The following is a 14939-nucleotide window of genomic DNA, read 5'->3' as shown; positions in this document are numbered from 1 at the left end:
ATCAAGCTCCTCTCGCTGTGTTATTTTCCGCTTAATGCGTTATGAATAGTATCGAGCCATACTGGTGCACTCAGACTGAATGATTCCAAGAATTTCAGATCGAATCCGCGGAAGAAACCACTGAGCACGAATAACAGAACAATCACTGTCATCATAATTTTTGTGACTTTATTCCAACCACTTTCCTCAACACCTTTCCCAATTAAAATACCCAAAACCAAGCCAGGTACTGCGTTACCCATAATTAACTGTGCCAAACCGCCGAAAATAGTGGCCCAGAAACCAGAGCGACGCCCGGCATCAATGGCAGCTAACCAGAAAATAACCGGCATCACCGTGTTAACCAGAATATTTGCCGCCGGTACCAGCACTTTAATTGCTGTGACTTGCAATGCAGCAGGAACGGCTGATGCTGTGGTATTTAAGAAACTGACTACAATAACCCCGATAATCCCGCAGGCAATCGCCATCTTTTTCGGGTTATGCATGGTTTCCGCCACATTGCGATTTTTAATCATCAATGCTGCGGCACCCCAGTTAGGAATAATGCGGTGGTCAACGTCTTGAGTAAAGGCACCTGCTGCCACTGAAGAGGCCCAGGCGTTGAAGAAGAATCCTAATCCAAAGGAGAAATGCGAAGCCGGATCACCCTCACACGAGTTTAACTCGCCCAAAGTACGAAACGCCCCCATTCCCTGTATGGTCGGTGCATGGAACATACGGGCGGCCCCAACACCAACCCCCACACCGACCAGTCCGCCGATAATAATCGACTTAAAAAGAATGATTAGAAACATCAGTATATCCTTTTCATTTAGATATGAAGACGACCTTATCTGTATTAATGATTGTCACGTTCACGGTAATATCTAATTCGACGCTGTAGGTTTTTCTTTCCCGCGGCAGGAAAAAGAATAAAAACTTTTCATTTTTGACTGATAATTCGGCTTTTAATACTTTTACGTCTTGTGGTTCAATCCGCAGCAAAATATTTTGTGTCGACTTCAACACCGTATTCTGGACATTACCGAGTGCATTGGCGAAAGCCTTACCTTTAGTATCGCCTTTGCCTTTTACTTGCACCTGAGTGGTATATTGCTCTTTCATTACGGCTGACCATATTTCTTGATATAGGCTTCCACTAGCTTTTGCCCTAACTCTTCTTTGTCCATAAATCCGAAGCCTAATACCTTGCAGCCTTCGTTTATTGCCGTCACACCCTCTTCCACTGAACGCATACCGTATTTTGCTTTGTAACCATATTTATTTTGCGCCGTAATAGCACCCGCGCCACCGCTACCACAGAATGAAATACCGAAATCTGCTTTTTCGCTATTCATCACATCACCCAGTTTCATATCTGCGGCCACACCGGGAATAACCACCACGCGACCACCAGCTAATTCAACACCTTGCCCAACTTTCTGGCCTTTTCCTAAACGGTCGCCAATCACAACGGTAATTTGACTCATAGTCTCTTCTCCAGATCAGGTTTTTATGGGTTATTATCTTTCGCTACTTCAAAATGCACCGACAACAAATAAGCTTCTTCAATGGGTAAATTAGGAAATTCATCGACCACCTGTTGTGCCATTTGCATCGAATGTGCTGAAATCTCATCAAATAATGATTTCTCCACTTCAGGTAACGGCTCGCCTGTTATTGAGCGCAACACCATAGCCCGAATGTGTGATGTCAACATCTGCTGTTGAACTGCATTGGTAAAAATATTTTCGGCATTTAACATCGCGGTAATTTCAGCTAATACCCGCTCAGTGATGATAATGGCCTCTTTCATTCCAGGGTCTTCGACTGCATTCAATGCGGCTAGATCATTCACGCTAGCAATCCTCTATTCCTTGCGGTTACAACTTTATGACTGCAAAGATAAGTTCAGTTATTTATTCGACCTTGCCTCTGCGCGATAACCTCACCCTACCTGCAAGCGGAATAGCTGTGTAGCGGCATTTTTTCCAGTTCAAAGTGGAAATGTAATGGAGTGATGGGATCACTTTCGCAAATAGCGATGTTAGATAGCTAACTTAATCATTAACAACAAAATAACTTTTATATAAATGCACAGCGAAAGCGGGCAGCGGAAAAAAGTTCGTGATCCGGATCTCTTTCTTTTCTAGTCGGAAGAGCCTAATATCAGATTAATATTAAGCTATTTTCTAACACCCCCTCTCCTATGGCGTGGGGGTGTTGTTTTTATGTTTTGCTGAAATTGAAATTGGAGAGTGGTATGACCAAGCCAACCATCACGATTAACGAGCTGGATGCTGAACGTTTGGATGCGTTACTGGCGCAACCGGCCTTTGCCGGTTCAGTGGTCGCAACAGCGCTCAATGAAGAACTGGATCGTGCAGAAATTCTGCCCCCGAATGCTATCCCGGCAGATGTAGTGACCATGAACAGTCGCGTGCGTTTTCGCGACCTGAATAGCCAGGAAGAGCATATTCGCACTTTGGTTTATCCAGCGTCGCTGAAAGACAGCAATGAGCAACTCTCCGTCATGGCGCCTTTAGGTGCAGCACTGTTAGGATTGCATGTTAATGACGAAATAAGCTGGAAATTGCCGGGTGGGGATGAAGCCCGCATTACGGTGCTGGAATTACTGTACCAACCAGAAGCTGCCGGTGAATATCACCGCTAATTGATGTTAGGAGGGTAATGACCTAAAGCCATTACCCTCTTTCCCCGATCAGCGGTACTTTTTGTGATAAGTATCGCGCGTCGGTTTAAAGTCTTGTGCCGCCTTTTTAGCTTCATCTAGCTTGCCTTGATCGGCCAATGCCAGTGCGCCATCAATCTGTCCAATCAATAAATCCAAACCATGGCGAAAATCTTTCACCTCAGGGCTATCCTCGGCTTTATTTTTCAATTTGCTAGGGATCCCTTTCTGCGCATCAAGTGCTGCTACTCGCATTGCCTGTAAGCCTTTCTTGATGACATCAGTAGAATCAGCTTTCAGCACTTTGCCGTAGTTCTCAGCAATAGTATCCATGTTATCCGCCACACTCGCGGCCATTGCCAGGCTACTGGCACTGAGTAATGCCGCCGCGATTAATCCCATGATTGTCTTGCCCATTTGCGTTCCTTATAATTATTGTTAATTTAATAGTTACATTGCTCCTACTTAACATAGGCAATAGAAAACTAAACTGACAATAATTTTTTGTAATCAGTTAAGAAATGGAACTGGGCTGGATTCAGACAAAAAAAAAGCTGGCAACAGATGCCAGCCTTAGATTTATAGCAACAAATTATTATTCGCCCGCAATCTTCATGGCAGGTAATAAAATAGAGCCACATTGAATGTTACTGCGCGTTTCGATGTCACTGCCAATGCTGACGATATTACGCAGCATATCTTTCAAGTTGCCAGCGATAGTTATCTCGCTGACCGGATACTGAATCTCACCGTTTTCGACCCAGAAACCGGCCGCACCACGCGAGTAATCACCGGTCACGGTGCTGACACCCTGGCCCATCAATTCAGTCACCACCAAACCTTTATCCAGTTGCTTTAGCATTCCCGCGAAGTCCTGCCCCTGACCGGCAACACGCCAGTTATGGATGCCACCTGCATGTCCGGTACTTTGCAGCCCCAATTTACGGGCAGAATAACTGGTTAGCAGATAGGTTTGCAGCACCCCATCTTTGACAATTTCACGTTGCAGCGTACGTACACCTTCACTGTCAAACGGTGTCGAAGCCAAACCACGCAGTAAATGTGGATGTTCTTCAATCGTCAGCCACTCTGGTAGAATCTGCTTGCCGAGGTGGTCGAGTAAGAAAGTGGATTTACGATAAATATTGCCACCGCTGATGGCCGATACCAAATGTCCAAACAGGCCAGTTGCCACTTCTGCGGCGAACAGCACGGGCGACTGCATGGTAGGCAGCTTACGCGGCGATAAACGGGATAAAGTACGGCGAGCACACTCTTCACCCACCCATTCAGGACTGGCTAAATCTTCCATTCGGCGGCCAATGGTATAGGCGTAATCTCGCTCCATATCCCCATTGTGCTCCGCAATCACACTGCTGGAGAGTGAGTGGCGGCTAGAGCAGTAGCTCTGCAACATACCGTGGCTATTGCCGAATACCTTAATCCCGTAATGGCTGTTAAAACTGCCACCTTCCGTATTAGTAATCCGCTTGTCAGCCTGTAATGCTGCTTGTTCAGCACGAGCGGCCAGTAAGATACCTTGCTCTGCATCTAAATCACTCGGGTGGAACAAATCCAAATCCGGTGCATCAAAGGCTAGCAATGATTTCTCAGCCGGGCCAGCGTAAGGGTCAGGGGAGGTATAACGGGCAATATCCAGCGCTGCCTGTACTGTACGGGCGACCGCATCTGGATTTAAATCGGTGGTGGAGGCACTGCCTTTACGCTGCTGGTGATAAACGGTAATTCCCAGCGCACCGTCGCTGTTGAACTCGACGTTTTCCACTTCGCCAAAGCGGGTACTAACACTGATTCCGGTGGTTTTACTGACGGCAACTTCGGCCGCATCAGAACCCGCGCGGGCCAATTCCAAAGCCTGTGCAACAGCTTGTTCCAGCGTTTTACGCTGTTCTGCAACTTGAGTGACTACTTTCATCAGTCTGCCATAATTAATGAGATAATCGTTCAGGAAAGTGTCGTAATGAAACGACTTACACGGATAAAATAGATAACACGATGGTTCTGAGTCTATCAGAGATCTTTGCACAATTTCGCAGAAAGCCAACAACCTGCTAGGCTTTACATGAGTTTATATCACTGAAATTAAAGGATTAATTTCTATCAATGTCCACACATTGACCACATCTAGTAAACATGGCCTCGCTTGCGAGGCTTTGTTTTATCTTGCGTCATGCGCGTAAAGTTAGCAAACGGCGTTTTACTTGATAGCCGTTATGACTGTTTTTGTTGGTTTTCTGGCCGAGATCAAAGTGAGTTTCTCACCCGTTTTTACAGTATCAAAATTTCCCCTCAACTTTGCGCAATCCCTTGCGGCGTCTGGCTTGCCGCACAATTCTATTTATTCTCCTGAACGCTTTCCGTTTTGCATTTGATCGGACGTAAAACATAAAATCCCTTTAAAATCATGACGTTGAATTTCTTAGATCACATCGAGATCGTTCCAATTACTGTAATTCACTGAAATCTATATCACTCGTTACAGTTAGAGATCCATGCGAGATCTTTAGCGTTGGCGCGGTCTGGCGTGGGTGTTTGTAGAGTTACCAAACTGAAATAATTCCCCCAAATATTTTGTGCAGGCGTGGTGGGAGTGTGCGTTTTACTTCCCGTTTCTTTTACGTGGCCGGATTTACCCCGCATGTTTCATGGGTGGGTCATGGTGCGATCATCTTGTTTGAATTTGAATCTTGAGGTGTATTAGGTGGTGCGTGTCATGGCGTGGCTCTCAGAACGTCAGGCGCGATGTACTCCGGCCTTACTGCGCGGGCAGTAGGGAATTTTCCTGTAATTTTTACCGGGATATTACGTAATTTTGTTACTTTTTTTTGGGGGTAGGTACCGCTGCAGCACAGACAATTATGTCTGTGCTCGATGTCAGCTAGGCAATAAAGGGGCTGTACTTGGCGGTAAGGGCTTGTGTGCGGTTGGCCGTGGCGGTGAAATCACCGGCATTCAGTGGGCCACCGGTATTCTGGTGCGTGTGGCCTGCCGTCTGTTGTGCCAGGGTTTGGATCACATCCAGCGTGTCGGTTAACAATGTCAGCACATTGATATCATCGGTACCCAGGCGCACCGATGGCGCGATTAACTCCTGGGCTGCGGCCACACTGCGTCGAATGCCGGCGATTTTCTCCGTCAGCGCGCCGGCAACGTCAGTCGTTTGGTTCTGTCCAACGGTAATATTTTGGTTCTGGCCAACATCGTCATTTTTGTCTTTGCCGACCTTGGTCACCATATTGGCTGATGTACCTATTGAATAGTCGCCCTCGGCAAGTTGTATCACCTGGCCGGCCATCAGGGTTTTAGTTCCCAGCACGGTGGTGCTGTCATTGGCTTTTACCGTGGTGTTGCGGGTCGTGGTGGTACGGCTTTCCTCGTCACTGGTCACACTGCGCCGGCTGCTGGTTTCCTCAATCGCCTGGTCAGTGTCACGTTGCCAACTGCCGTCAACTGTCACGCGCTGACTGACGCCGGCGCGCTGCTGTTGTAACTGTTCGCCCGGTTTCACTGCGGGCAGTGATAGCCCCTCAGACAGTATTTGCCTAATCATCGGCTTGTCAGGCCGGCCATCAGCAAAACCAATTTCTACCAATGTCCCCTCTGGCGGGAATTGGAACATACCGCCCTCACTGCTGGCCATCGGAATGGGAAGCGGTACCGCGTTATATTCCTGCGCACCGGCGGCGGCGTTGCCGTTCTCGTCCAGCAACTGAACATTGACCGCATAACGTGGCCGGAATGGGTCGGACGGGTCGCCCAACTCGGCGGCATCGGTCGGACTCATTACCCGCGCACGACGGGGCAAATGTAACCCCGCCCCCAACTCTGGATAAAGTTTTTCAATCTGACGCTGTTCCGGGGATTTCTGCGCCGGCTGGCCCTGGCTGTTTAATGGCGTCCAGCTCAATGTCATGGTGTCGTCGCTCACATCTACCTTGGTGATGCGCCGGCCATTCACAATCACCCCCGGACGGATCGCCGGGATAAGTGGCAAGGTAAGACTGTTACCGCCGCCGCCGCCCTGGGCGAATTCCTGCGGAATATCAACCGGTGTTTGTGCAAAACGGGAATCGGCATAGCTGCCGACATAGACGGTGCCGTCAGACAGTTGGTACCAGACATAATCCGGGATGCTGAACGCGCGCCCCAAATTGAGCATCAGTTGATTACCGCTACCATTGTGTTGGAAATGGGGGATCGGGGTATCGGTATAAGCGGCATTTTCCGGTAATACAAAACGCATGTTGGTTGCTTTGCCGACCGCGTCGGTAACATCGCGTAACGTGGGGTGTTGCAGTGAGCACGGCCACGAACGCTCGAACACACCAACCAGCTCCCGCACAAGTAGTCGTTGCGCGCCATTTTCAGCCGGCGCGCTACGTTCAACAAATCCGGTTAACCAACGGTAAATAGATGTGTTATAGCCCAAATCCAACCGCACTAATTTACCGGTACACTCCTGGTCAGTTAATGCAGTGATAAAACCCAGGCCGCACCCATTGAGTGAGAGCGAAAGGTTTAAGCTATTGGCGGGGATTTCATCATCGCCAATGCGCAATGTTACAACGGATTTCATGCGCTCCCCCCGGCTGGGCCGATGGCGTTATCGACCTTTTGCAGCACACTTTCAAACCATGATCGACTTTCTGCTGTCTCGCCGTCTGCTGCACCGGCTGTAGATGTGCCGCCGGCGGTCTGGATAGTGGCATTTTTACCACCTTGGCTGGCCTGTTGTGCTTTGCGTTCGGCCACACTGGAATATTCAGCCAGGGTAAAATTAACCAGCCAGGCCATTTTATCGGTTTGCTCTGCGGCATCCACACCGCTGGTAAAGGTGGCTTCCCGAAATTTGACCGCCTGAGCTAATGAGTGGGCGACACGATAACGTTTTTTACTGCCATCACTGTTCTTGGCTTCGGCCAGGCTATAAATTCGCGTCAACATGGCGGGATTGGTGTAGTGAATTAACCCGGACACGCGCAACTCTTTACCCTTGGTGCCTTGTTCTGATTTGCTGGTACTGCTGGCCTGGCCGCTCTGGTCTTTGTCCTGTATTTGCATGGTGAGCGTTACCAGAATGTTTTTTAATAAAATCGCCTCCCCATCAAGGGCCAGCGTGACAACATCACTCATGATTGACCACCATTGCGCGCAGTGGGGCCAAATCAGCGCCCACAAACAGGATTGCCAGGCTGAATATAGCCTGGCTGTCGGGAATGTCTTTTTTCATCTCGGCGATCGCCGTTTGGGTATTGCCCTCAACTGACAGCGACCAAACCGGCACACTGGCCCCCTGCAATTGTGCCAGGCTATTTTTTGCCTCGGCCAGTAGTGCGGCGCGTTGTTGGCTGAATGCGGTCAGGGCCGAACCGATAGCCGCACTACTGCTGCCGGCTGCGGTATCACTGATTGCTTTTTGCAGGGCTTGCGCCCCGGATGCCTGGCGCGCGGTAGTAACAGATAGCGGCGCGGCGGCGGGTAGGCCACCAGGGCGCGCGGGAATTTGCATTTTACTGACATCCAGACTTAACGCGGCTTTGGCTCGTCGCTGAACCTGGGTTAATGCCGGGATGGGGAATACGTCGCCGGCGGCAGTCAGCAACGTAATAAATTCACCCAGGGTATTGGCCGTGATAAGCAATATCAGCACGTCCTGATTATTGTCAGTGCCGGCCAAGCGGCTGGCGAGTGCATTAATGGCATTGGCCGGGCTCAAAAACGAGCCTGATTTTTCCGTCTGGCCCACACCAAACGCCCAGGGGTGAACGGCCACGGTGGAACACGTAATCGGGGCCAGATTAGCCGGGATGCGCAGTAATGATTTACGCCACATAGGATGCATCCGGCCAAATCGGTACCCGGTAGCCATTATTGACGGCTTCAATCAATAACCATTGGGGCAATTCTGGCAATTCAACTAACGGCCAGCCGGCGACGGTCGGCCATGAACGGTAAATCGCACGGACGCCAATGAGTTCACCGCGTTGTTCCTCGGTCAGTGGTGCATCATCGATAGAATAATCACTGACCATCAGGGGATCGGTTGCAATAATAAACGTGTCGCGAAACATGCGGGCGGTTGCTGCCAGCAAATTATCGTTTATTGCCCATTGCACACCATCCCATCGGGTAAACCTTGCCGGTGCGCTGTCTGTAGTATCGGCAGGATAATCACCCAAATCAACTACCGTTACTTGCTCACCAGAAAGGGTGCTATAGCGAATTTCACCGCGATAATCTTTTTGATATTCCCATGCCAGCCCATCATGAGTGCGGCAAACCGCAAAACCTTTTTTTGCTGTTCTAGGTGAGTCTAAATAAGCATTGGCGGGTAATCCTTGCCCTACATTTAGGAACTCTTTAGATGCTGCGATAAATTCGCCCGTATCCGGCGCGGCGTTATATACCGTGACTTCACCGGCAGTGAGTGCATATCCATCTTTATCAAATTTAATCGCCATTACGCAGCCCTCACAATGTAGTTAAAGGCAATATTTCGCATACGGTTTTCATGGGCAGTAGGTACTACCGCTGAGGCATCAAGCCGGAGTCCCTGCACATTACCAGGGTTAGTATTCTGCCAGCCAACATACTGCCAACCATCTTGGCGAATAAAAGCCCCTGAAAAATCACTATTTTCAGTGCTTTTCCCACCGGCGGGAATATAGGAGCCGGTAATATTTCGAATGGCATCGCCCTGCTCAGAAAGCAAACCGCGCCCAGGGTCAACACCGCGCCCATCATCCCAGGAGCGAATAACATCACCCCGCATATCAGGGAGTTTGCCAGAGGGATATTTTGCGGCTAGTTTTGGATAGGTTGCCGTACTAAACGAGCCGCCATTGAGTTTAAAAAAAACAATACCCAGCGTCGTCGCAGGGATAGCAGCCAGTGGATACGGCAGCGGAATACCGATCGGGAACACTGCGTCAATTAATGCTCTCACGGCCACATTGGATGCAACATCACTTAACCCCAAGTTAGCTAGCGTTTGCGCTACTGCTGCTGGCCCTAACTCCTTTATCTCGAATAGCAGGTTTTCTATCTGCAAATATTGGTCATGCGGATTTTCTGCCCTAACGTGATCGCTGATAGCGGTAACGACATAACTCATTACCTGTTTAACCGCTTTTGGCGTTGCGGCCAGGGTTTCGCTCTCACTATCAGTAGCGCTATTCAGTTGGACAAAACCTTTTGCCGTGAGTGTGCCGTCCGGGTGGTTACGTGATTTCTCATGTTGTGCCAGGGCGTCGTCGGTGAGTGAGCCTTTGGGCCGTAAATCGGTAATATTGCCGGCGGCGTCGATACTGGCGACCGCAAACACATAGTGCATAAAACCGGATTGGCTGTAATTTTCCAGCGTTGGTGCGACGGTGATTTTTATCACAGCCTCCCACTGGCTGGTAATGTTGCCCTGCAAGCTGACATCAGCCCAAATCTTGGTCACCGCTGCGGGTACTGCAATGTTGCGATTAGCGGGTAGGTCGGCACGAATGCCACCAATGTAGCCGGTGCCTTGGGTGACAAAGAATTGTGAGCCAGTTTTAGCCACCAGATAGCCCGTACCAAAGAACGCCCCTGGGCCGTAGTTATCAGCATTAATGAGCCGCTGCATTTCATCAATACCGGTCAATCGGGCGGTAAAATCAATTTGCCAGGTTTCTGCCGGGGTAGTGATGCTGGTTGCGGTTGCCGCGCCGTTGTACTCCATTAAGAATGAACGTGTCAGGACGTTACCTTGTTGGCCGGTCACGTTGGCGATTTTGCGCTGGGTCGGTGCGTGCACAATCATCGCGACGGTTCCGCTGGCCTTATTGACCAGGCCGATCCAGTTGAAATCAAAATCGCCGATTTCTGTCCCCATGGTGACGGAATACACCACCGCATTATCATTGACCAGCCCAATTTTATTCACCGTCTGGCGGTGAACAATTTGCGCCGCCGGCGGCAATATCTCGGCGCGGTTAATGGGGACGGTATGATCCAGACCTGGGACATAAGCCAGGACAAACTCATCCAACACCACGGTGTTACCGGCGGCGGCTTCCTGAGCTTTCCATTGCTCAAAAGCAAAAGTAATCGCAGTTTGTGACATTAGTTTTTCTCCATCAGCGATGCGCCAAAGGCGGCGTTTGTCACTTCATTTGATACGGTGCTGGCGCTGTAGCAGATATACTCACACCCCACATGACCGGCACGAATATGCATATCCGCCGGCGTGATAATTTCATACCGGTAGCGGCGGCAGGTACGGCCATATTGGCGAATGATATTCATCAGTAATTCACTGTTTTCAGCCACCTGGCTATCAGTGACGCGCACGGTTATCACATCCCAATCAATATCCGGTTGCCGCTCCAGCAGTTCGACATAGCCCACGCCCAGGCGGGCGAAGATGGCAATAAATCCGGCAACTGAACCCGCGTCTTTGGCATTGATAAAGGCAAAATGTACCCGCTTGCGAAACAAGGTGAGCGGTTCACCGGCAAATCGAGTCACATCGCGCTGATATGCCAGCACATTAAGCAATGGCACCACGCAAGTTAGCGGGTCGGTCTGGTTAAGCGGCCATCTGATCCAGATGTAAACCTTTTGCCAAAACGCCAGGCAGGCGCGCATAAATTTGACTGGCTCACCTTTATTCAGCCATACCGGCAAGTTAAAAATGGGTAGCTTATCCATTGGCATTCTCCAGTGTCAGTTCGCCCAGACGCGGGACAGATAGCTCACTGATAATGTCGTCGCGTGAAAAGGTTATCGATTCAATTTCAACAAAATGATCGTGCAATTCTTCCCCCAGGCGCGACATAGAAAATCGACTGTGCGGCCAGGTTTTTTGTACGGTGTAATCGGTATTTTCTCGGAATGCACAGCCGATCAGATTGCGGATATTTGCCAGTAACGCGGTGACTTGTTCATCCTCTAAATTGCTGCTATCGAAAAAGTGAAGTGTCACGGTCAGGTCATAAATGACTTCTGGCAACGGTAAGCACAACACATCGTCACCGTGGCCATGATTGCCCTGGCTCATCACATAGTCATTCACCGTTTCGATAAACGGCTGGCTGGCGATGCCGGAATCCAGCAATAGATAAACGTTGGCGGTACCGGGCCCGCGCGGTGCATCGTGTAAGAAAAATATCCGGTCGGTGGTCAGCCCGGCAATGCCGGCAATTAATCCACGGTAAACCGCATCAATATGATATTGACCAGGCAAATTAAATTGATTACGTACCCGGTCGCGCAAGTCGTCGTCTTGTTCGGTGTCCGCGCCTGGCGCAATTAACCAGTTATCCTCATTCACTGCACTGGCGATACCGTTCACCGCGACCGGCAAGATACGAAAATAACCCGGTGCCAGGTTGTGGCCGCTGCCGGCAGTTTCTGCAATAACCGCAATTAGCGCACCGCTTACCCCTGCGGGTATCACTGTGTCGGCCAATGTCATTAATTTATAGACAGTGCCGTTAATGCGTTCGGTCTGAATAAGGGTGCCGGCGGGTACGGTGATTTCAGCGCTGGCGGTGTCTTTGGTGAAACGGATCACGCCTTGGGCGGTGCTGGCCTCTTTGCGGGATAAATTGACCGCCCAGGCAAAGAGATCCACAAATGTGCCGCTGGCGGTTGCCAGGAATAAATTAGCCATGACGGTATTAACCAGGGCATCAATCAACCACATCACAGGGGTAGTCACGATGGCCTTAATTAACCGCCAGAATGGGGACATATTTGATGTATTGGTCACTACATTTTCATTATCCACCGTTTTTTCGAATTCAGCGTGAACCTGGGTTTCTGTCGTCGGCATCCCCTGCGCGGCAAGAATGGCTTTATAGTCAGGATTGGGGCGATTATTCATGATAAATCTCGCGTTGACAGTGGGCCGAAATCATAGGTATCAGCCGTAATAAAATAATTTCCCTGGCTATCGTCCGTAATGACAATGGTACCCGGCACAATGCGGCTGTCGGTTTCAGTCAATAGCTCCATTTGCAACAAGATATCGGCACGCAATACCGGGCTGCGTTCGGCAATCAATAACTTGACCAGGCCGGATTCGATAATCCGGTGTACGCAATCCTGTGCAATGCTGATGCGGTTATTACACAACAGCGGTTCATTGCCGGATGAAAGCGTAAAGTCCCCGTCGGTTATCAGCAGGTCGATGTACAGTGGTTCACTCATCCGGCGGCAAGCTCCCTTGATTCCATGATGCTATCCAGCGTGGCCCCATTTGGCGGGTAAATATTCACTTCACCGATAGTATTGCCGGTGCGTATGGTGCTGGTCTGATTGCTGTTGTTGGTGGTCAGCGTTTTGGCTATCCCACCCTTATTCATGGCTGGGCTGACCAATCCAGCCGGTACGGGTAAGTTGGTGGCCGGCGCGGCTGCGCCGTCCTCACTTTGGCCTATAGGCTTAAGGTCGATATTGACGCCAGGGATTTTATTTAACTTGCTCACTATCCAGTTATAGGTCGCGCCAAAGGATTCCGTTAGGTAGTCCCATAAGCCACTAAACACATTGCCGATAGCGTCAACAAAGCCGTTAAAGGCTTCGACCGGCGACAAGCCGCCAAAGAATGCAACCACCATTTCCCAGCCCAAGGTAATGGAGGCCCACACACCGGCGAACATCTCCCCTACCTGGCCGGCAATCTGCATTACCCATTGAAACGCGGCGCTGTCCAGTAGTGCGGCCTTAAGCTGATCCCAATGAGAAATTACATACCAGACGCCCGCCGCCAGTGCGACAAGCCCGGCAATAATCAAAGTGATAGGGCTGGTTAGGAGTTGCATACCCACGCCGGCCAGCATGGTGGCAATACCGTAAGCACGCATTGCTACCGTGCTGCTTATCAACATCATGCGAGTTGCAATGAGCGTGGTGCGCATGAATTTTAGTGCGACGTTATAGATCCCAGTGACGAAGGTGACTAACTGAATGGCGCGAGCCTTGATATTGAGTGCCCACGTCAGGGCCTTGACTGTGACGGTGACCACCGTCAAGATCCCCTTCAAGCCTATCCAGATAAATCTCGATACGCCCATGACGATATTGGCAATCGCACCGGCTGCGGCCATACCGAGCGTAGCCATAGCGATGTAGCCAATCCAGCGCGCAATATTGGGAAACATGTCCAGCCATTTGGCAAACTGTGTGCCGGCATTAATCGCATAATCAGCCAGGGGGGATATGGCCGGAATAAGCTGCATCCCCACGGCAATTCGAATGCGTTTCCAGACCTGATCCACCCGTTCCCACATATCGGCCATTTTTTTAGCCATTGCCACCGCATGATCTAATCCCTGGGTATTCCCCATATCACGCATATGTTGGCGCAATTTATCGGCCTGGCCCCAGGTGGCGGTTAATGCTTGTGCGCCATCGCCAAAGGCTTTGTTTAATGCGGCTTGCGCCTTAACGTTGCCCTCAATGGTGTTACCGAATTTCACCTGGAGTTTTTGCAAAATGTCGGGGAATTCCAGCATTTGGCCTTGGGCGTCAGTAAAGCTAAGGCCCAACTGTTTACCACCCTCAATGGCGCTTTTCAGGAAAGCGTCGTAAATCCCGCCGGCCTCGGTGCCTTTGGTCTGTTTGAGCATTCCCATGACGGCGAGTTGTTCATCCATCCCCGCGCCCATTTGCAAGCCGGTGCCTTTGCTGGATTTGACCAACTCGCGAATCTCATCAAGGCTCGTGCCAAAGTTCTGCACCATGTAAGCGCCTTTAGACGCCATCATTTCGGCAAACGGAATATTGCCCATTTCGCTGGCGGTGGTGCGGAAGTTATTCGCCATGTCGGCCATATAATTGGCGGCACCCTCGGCGCTGCCTTTGGTGGCTACGGCCAGAGTATTAATGGCGGTGGTATAGCGCGGTAACTCATTGTCGGTGATGCCGGCAATGGTACTTTTGATAATGGTTGCCGAACTGATAAAGTCGGCGGCGTTCTTGCCGTAGGCAGTGCTAAACGTCTGCGCCGCTTTAAACATTTTGTCTAAGGCTTGTGTACTGACATTGCGGGTAGACAGCTCGTCTAAGGTCTTTTGAACCTCGTATGCAGGAGCAAGCAAAGCCTTGACACCCTGCGCAACACCCCACAGCCCTATGGCCCCGACCGCGATTTTCTTAAATGCCTGTTGGGATTTCTTGGCGAACTGATCGACAGACTGTTGCGCTTTGCCGAGCGGCGCGCTCAGGTTGTTTTTAAGACTCAACAGAAAAGACAGTTCTTTCATGA

General features: G+C 50.2%; 16 protein-coding genes. 1 reads left to right on the top strand and 15 read right to left on the bottom strand.

Annotation, left to right across the window (positions count from 1 at the left end; translation table 11 throughout):
• Positions 1-20 precede the first annotated feature (20 nt).
• Genes ACF3VQ_RS02125 through ACF3VQ_RS02110 form a run of 4 tightly spaced genes read right to left on the bottom strand, consistent with a single transcriptional unit; the run spans position 21 to position 1840 of the window.
• Complete coding sequence (locus ACF3VQ_RS02125) at positions 21-797, bottom strand: DUF4311 domain-containing protein (RefSeq protein ID WP_004392358.1); 777 nt, start codon at positions 795-797, stop codon at positions 21-23.
• Positions 798-810: 13 nt separating this feature from the next.
• Positions 811-1107 (bottom strand): DUF4312 family protein, encoded by a 297-nt coding sequence (locus ACF3VQ_RS02120; RefSeq protein ID WP_050163080.1) that lies wholly within the window; start codon positions 1105-1107, stop codon positions 811-813.
• Positions 1107-1472, bottom strand: coding sequence for a glycine-rich SFCGS family protein (locus ACF3VQ_RS02115; RefSeq protein ID WP_004392359.1), 366 nt, complete (start codon positions 1470-1472; stop codon positions 1107-1109). Before ACF3VQ_RS02115 ends, ACF3VQ_RS02120 begins: the two co-directional genes overlap by 1 nt.
• A 23-nt stretch (positions 1473-1495) precedes the next feature.
• Entirely contained in the window at positions 1496-1840 is a 345-nt protein-coding gene (locus tag ACF3VQ_RS02110; RefSeq protein WP_392433209.1) for a glycine dehydrogenase, read from the bottom strand.
• Between the two features lie 405 nt (positions 1841-2245).
• Between ACF3VQ_RS02110 and rnk the strand changes: the two genes are divergently transcribed.
• Entirely contained in the window at positions 2246-2656 is a 411-nt protein-coding gene (gene rnk / locus ACF3VQ_RS02105; RefSeq protein WP_005174306.1) for a nucleoside diphosphate kinase regulator, read from the top strand.
• 48 nt (positions 2657-2704) lie between these two features.
• On the opposite strand, the gene cybC is transcribed toward rnk, so the two are convergent.
• The 11 genes from cybC to ACF3VQ_RS02050 all read right to left on the bottom strand — a co-directional run bounded on the left by cybC (position 2705) and on the right by ACF3VQ_RS02050 (position 14937).
• Positions 2705-3091 (bottom strand): cytochrome b562, encoded by a 387-nt coding sequence (gene cybC, locus ACF3VQ_RS02100; protein WP_392433208.1) that lies wholly within the window; start codon positions 3089-3091, stop codon positions 2705-2707.
• 178 nt (positions 3092-3269) lie between these two features.
• A complete protein-coding gene (pmbA, locus tag ACF3VQ_RS02095; RefSeq protein WP_020282726.1) occupies positions 3270-4610 on the bottom strand; it encodes a metalloprotease PmbA in 1341 nt (446 codons plus the stop codon).
• Positions 4611-5573: 963 nt separating this feature from the next.
• Positions 5574-7271, bottom strand: a complete 1698-nt coding sequence (locus ACF3VQ_RS02090; protein WP_392433207.1) for a hypothetical protein — start codon at positions 7269-7271, stop codon at positions 5574-5576.
• Positions 7268-7828 carry a hypothetical protein gene (locus ACF3VQ_RS02085; protein ID WP_392433206.1) on the bottom strand — a complete coding sequence of 187 codons (561 nt, stop codon included), beginning with the start codon at positions 7826-7828 and terminating at the stop codon, positions 7268-7270. The genes ACF3VQ_RS02090 and ACF3VQ_RS02085 overlap by 4 nt, the downstream gene beginning before the upstream one ends.
• Entirely contained in the window at positions 7821-8528 is a 708-nt protein-coding gene (locus ACF3VQ_RS02080; RefSeq protein WP_392433205.1) for a hypothetical protein, read from the bottom strand. The genes ACF3VQ_RS02085 and ACF3VQ_RS02080 overlap by 8 nt, the downstream gene beginning before the upstream one ends.
• Positions 8518-9156 carry a phage tail protein gene (locus ACF3VQ_RS02075; RefSeq protein ID WP_392433204.1) on the bottom strand — a complete coding sequence of 213 codons (639 nt, stop codon included), beginning with the start codon at positions 9154-9156 and terminating at the stop codon, positions 8518-8520. Before ACF3VQ_RS02075 ends, ACF3VQ_RS02080 begins: the two co-directional genes overlap by 11 nt.
• Positions 9156-10790, bottom strand: coding sequence for a phage tail protein (locus tag ACF3VQ_RS02070; RefSeq protein ID WP_392433203.1), 1635 nt, complete (start codon positions 10788-10790; stop codon positions 9156-9158). The genes ACF3VQ_RS02075 and ACF3VQ_RS02070 overlap by 1 nt, the downstream gene beginning before the upstream one ends.
• Complete coding sequence (locus tag ACF3VQ_RS02065) at positions 10790-11377, bottom strand: hypothetical protein (RefSeq protein ID WP_392433202.1); 588 nt, start codon at positions 11375-11377, stop codon at positions 10790-10792. The genes ACF3VQ_RS02070 and ACF3VQ_RS02065 overlap by 1 nt, the downstream gene beginning before the upstream one ends.
• The gene (locus ACF3VQ_RS02060) at positions 11370-12554 is read right to left on the bottom strand and encodes a baseplate J/gp47 family protein (protein ID WP_392433201.1); all 1185 of its coding nucleotides are present in this window, start codon (positions 12552-12554) and stop codon (positions 11370-11372) included. Before ACF3VQ_RS02060 ends, ACF3VQ_RS02065 begins: the two co-directional genes overlap by 8 nt.
• On the bottom strand, positions 12551-12880 hold the full coding sequence (locus ACF3VQ_RS02055; protein ID WP_392433200.1) for a DUF2590 family protein: 330 nt from the start codon (positions 12878-12880) through the stop codon (positions 12551-12553). Before ACF3VQ_RS02055 ends, ACF3VQ_RS02060 begins: the two co-directional genes overlap by 4 nt.
• Entirely contained in the window at positions 12877-14937 is a 2061-nt protein-coding gene (locus ACF3VQ_RS02050; protein ID WP_392433199.1) for a phage tail tape measure protein, read from the bottom strand. The genes ACF3VQ_RS02055 and ACF3VQ_RS02050 overlap by 4 nt, the downstream gene beginning before the upstream one ends.
• Positions 14938-14939 lie beyond the last annotated feature (2 nt).

This window comes from Yersinia fenwicki (assembly GCF_043099325.1).
Classification (GTDB): domain Bacteria; phylum Pseudomonadota; class Gammaproteobacteria; order Enterobacterales; family Enterobacteriaceae; genus Yersinia.
This window is presented reverse-complemented; position numbering and strand designations above follow the sequence as displayed.

What these genes read in the sequence shown, in the direction of transcription:
- ACF3VQ_RS02050 (WP_392433199.1), bottom strand. Translation starts at nt 14,937, where the DNA reads ATGAAAGAACTGTCTTTTCTGTTGAGTCTTAAAAACAACCTGAGCGCG.
- ACF3VQ_RS02120 (WP_050163080.1), bottom strand. Translation starts at nt 1,107, where the DNA reads ATGAAAGAGCAATATACCACTCAGGTGCAAGTAAAAGGCAAAGGCGAT.
- rnk (WP_005174306.1), top strand. Translation starts at nt 2,246, where the DNA reads ATGACCAAGCCAACCATCACGATTAACGAGCTGGATGCTGAACGTTTG.
- ACF3VQ_RS02125 (WP_004392358.1), bottom strand. Translation starts at nt 797, where the DNA reads ATGTTTCTAATCATTCTTTTTAAGTCGATTATTATCGGCGGACTGGTC.
- ACF3VQ_RS02085 (WP_392433206.1), bottom strand. Translation starts at nt 7,828, where the DNA reads ATGAGTGATGTTGTCACGCTGGCCCTTGATGGGGAGGCGATTTTATTA.
- ACF3VQ_RS02070 (WP_392433203.1), bottom strand. Translation starts at nt 10,790, where the DNA reads ATGTCACAAACTGCGATTACTTTTGCTTTTGAGCAATGGAAAGCTCAG.
- ACF3VQ_RS02080 (WP_392433205.1), bottom strand. Translation starts at nt 8,528, where the DNA reads ATGTGGCGTAAATCATTACTGCGCATCCCGGCTAATCTGGCCCCGATT.
- ACF3VQ_RS02090 (WP_392433207.1), bottom strand. Translation starts at nt 7,271, where the DNA reads ATGAAATCCGTTGTAACATTGCGCATTGGCGATGATGAAATCCCCGCC.
- ACF3VQ_RS02065 (WP_392433202.1), bottom strand. Translation starts at nt 11,377, where the DNA reads ATGGATAAGCTACCCATTTTTAACTTGCCGGTATGGCTGAATAAAGGT.
- ACF3VQ_RS02115 (WP_004392359.1), bottom strand. Translation starts at nt 1,472, where the DNA reads ATGAGTCAAATTACCGTTGTGATTGGCGACCGTTTAGGAAAAGGCCAG.
- pmbA (WP_020282726.1), bottom strand. Translation starts at nt 4,610, where the DNA reads ATGAAAGTAGTCACTCAAGTTGCAGAACAGCGTAAAACGCTGGAACAA.
- ACF3VQ_RS02060 (WP_392433201.1), bottom strand. Translation starts at nt 12,554, where the DNA reads ATGAATAATCGCCCCAATCCTGACTATAAAGCCATTCTTGCCGCGCAG.
- ACF3VQ_RS02075 (WP_392433204.1), bottom strand. Translation starts at nt 9,156, where the DNA reads ATGGCGATTAAATTTGATAAAGATGGATATGCACTCACTGCCGGTGAA.
- cybC (WP_392433208.1), bottom strand. Translation starts at nt 3,091, where the DNA reads ATGGGCAAGACAATCATGGGATTAATCGCGGCGGCATTACTCAGTGCC.
- ACF3VQ_RS02055 (WP_392433200.1), bottom strand. Translation starts at nt 12,880, where the DNA reads ATGAGTGAACCACTGTACATCGACCTGCTGATAACCGACGGGGACTTT.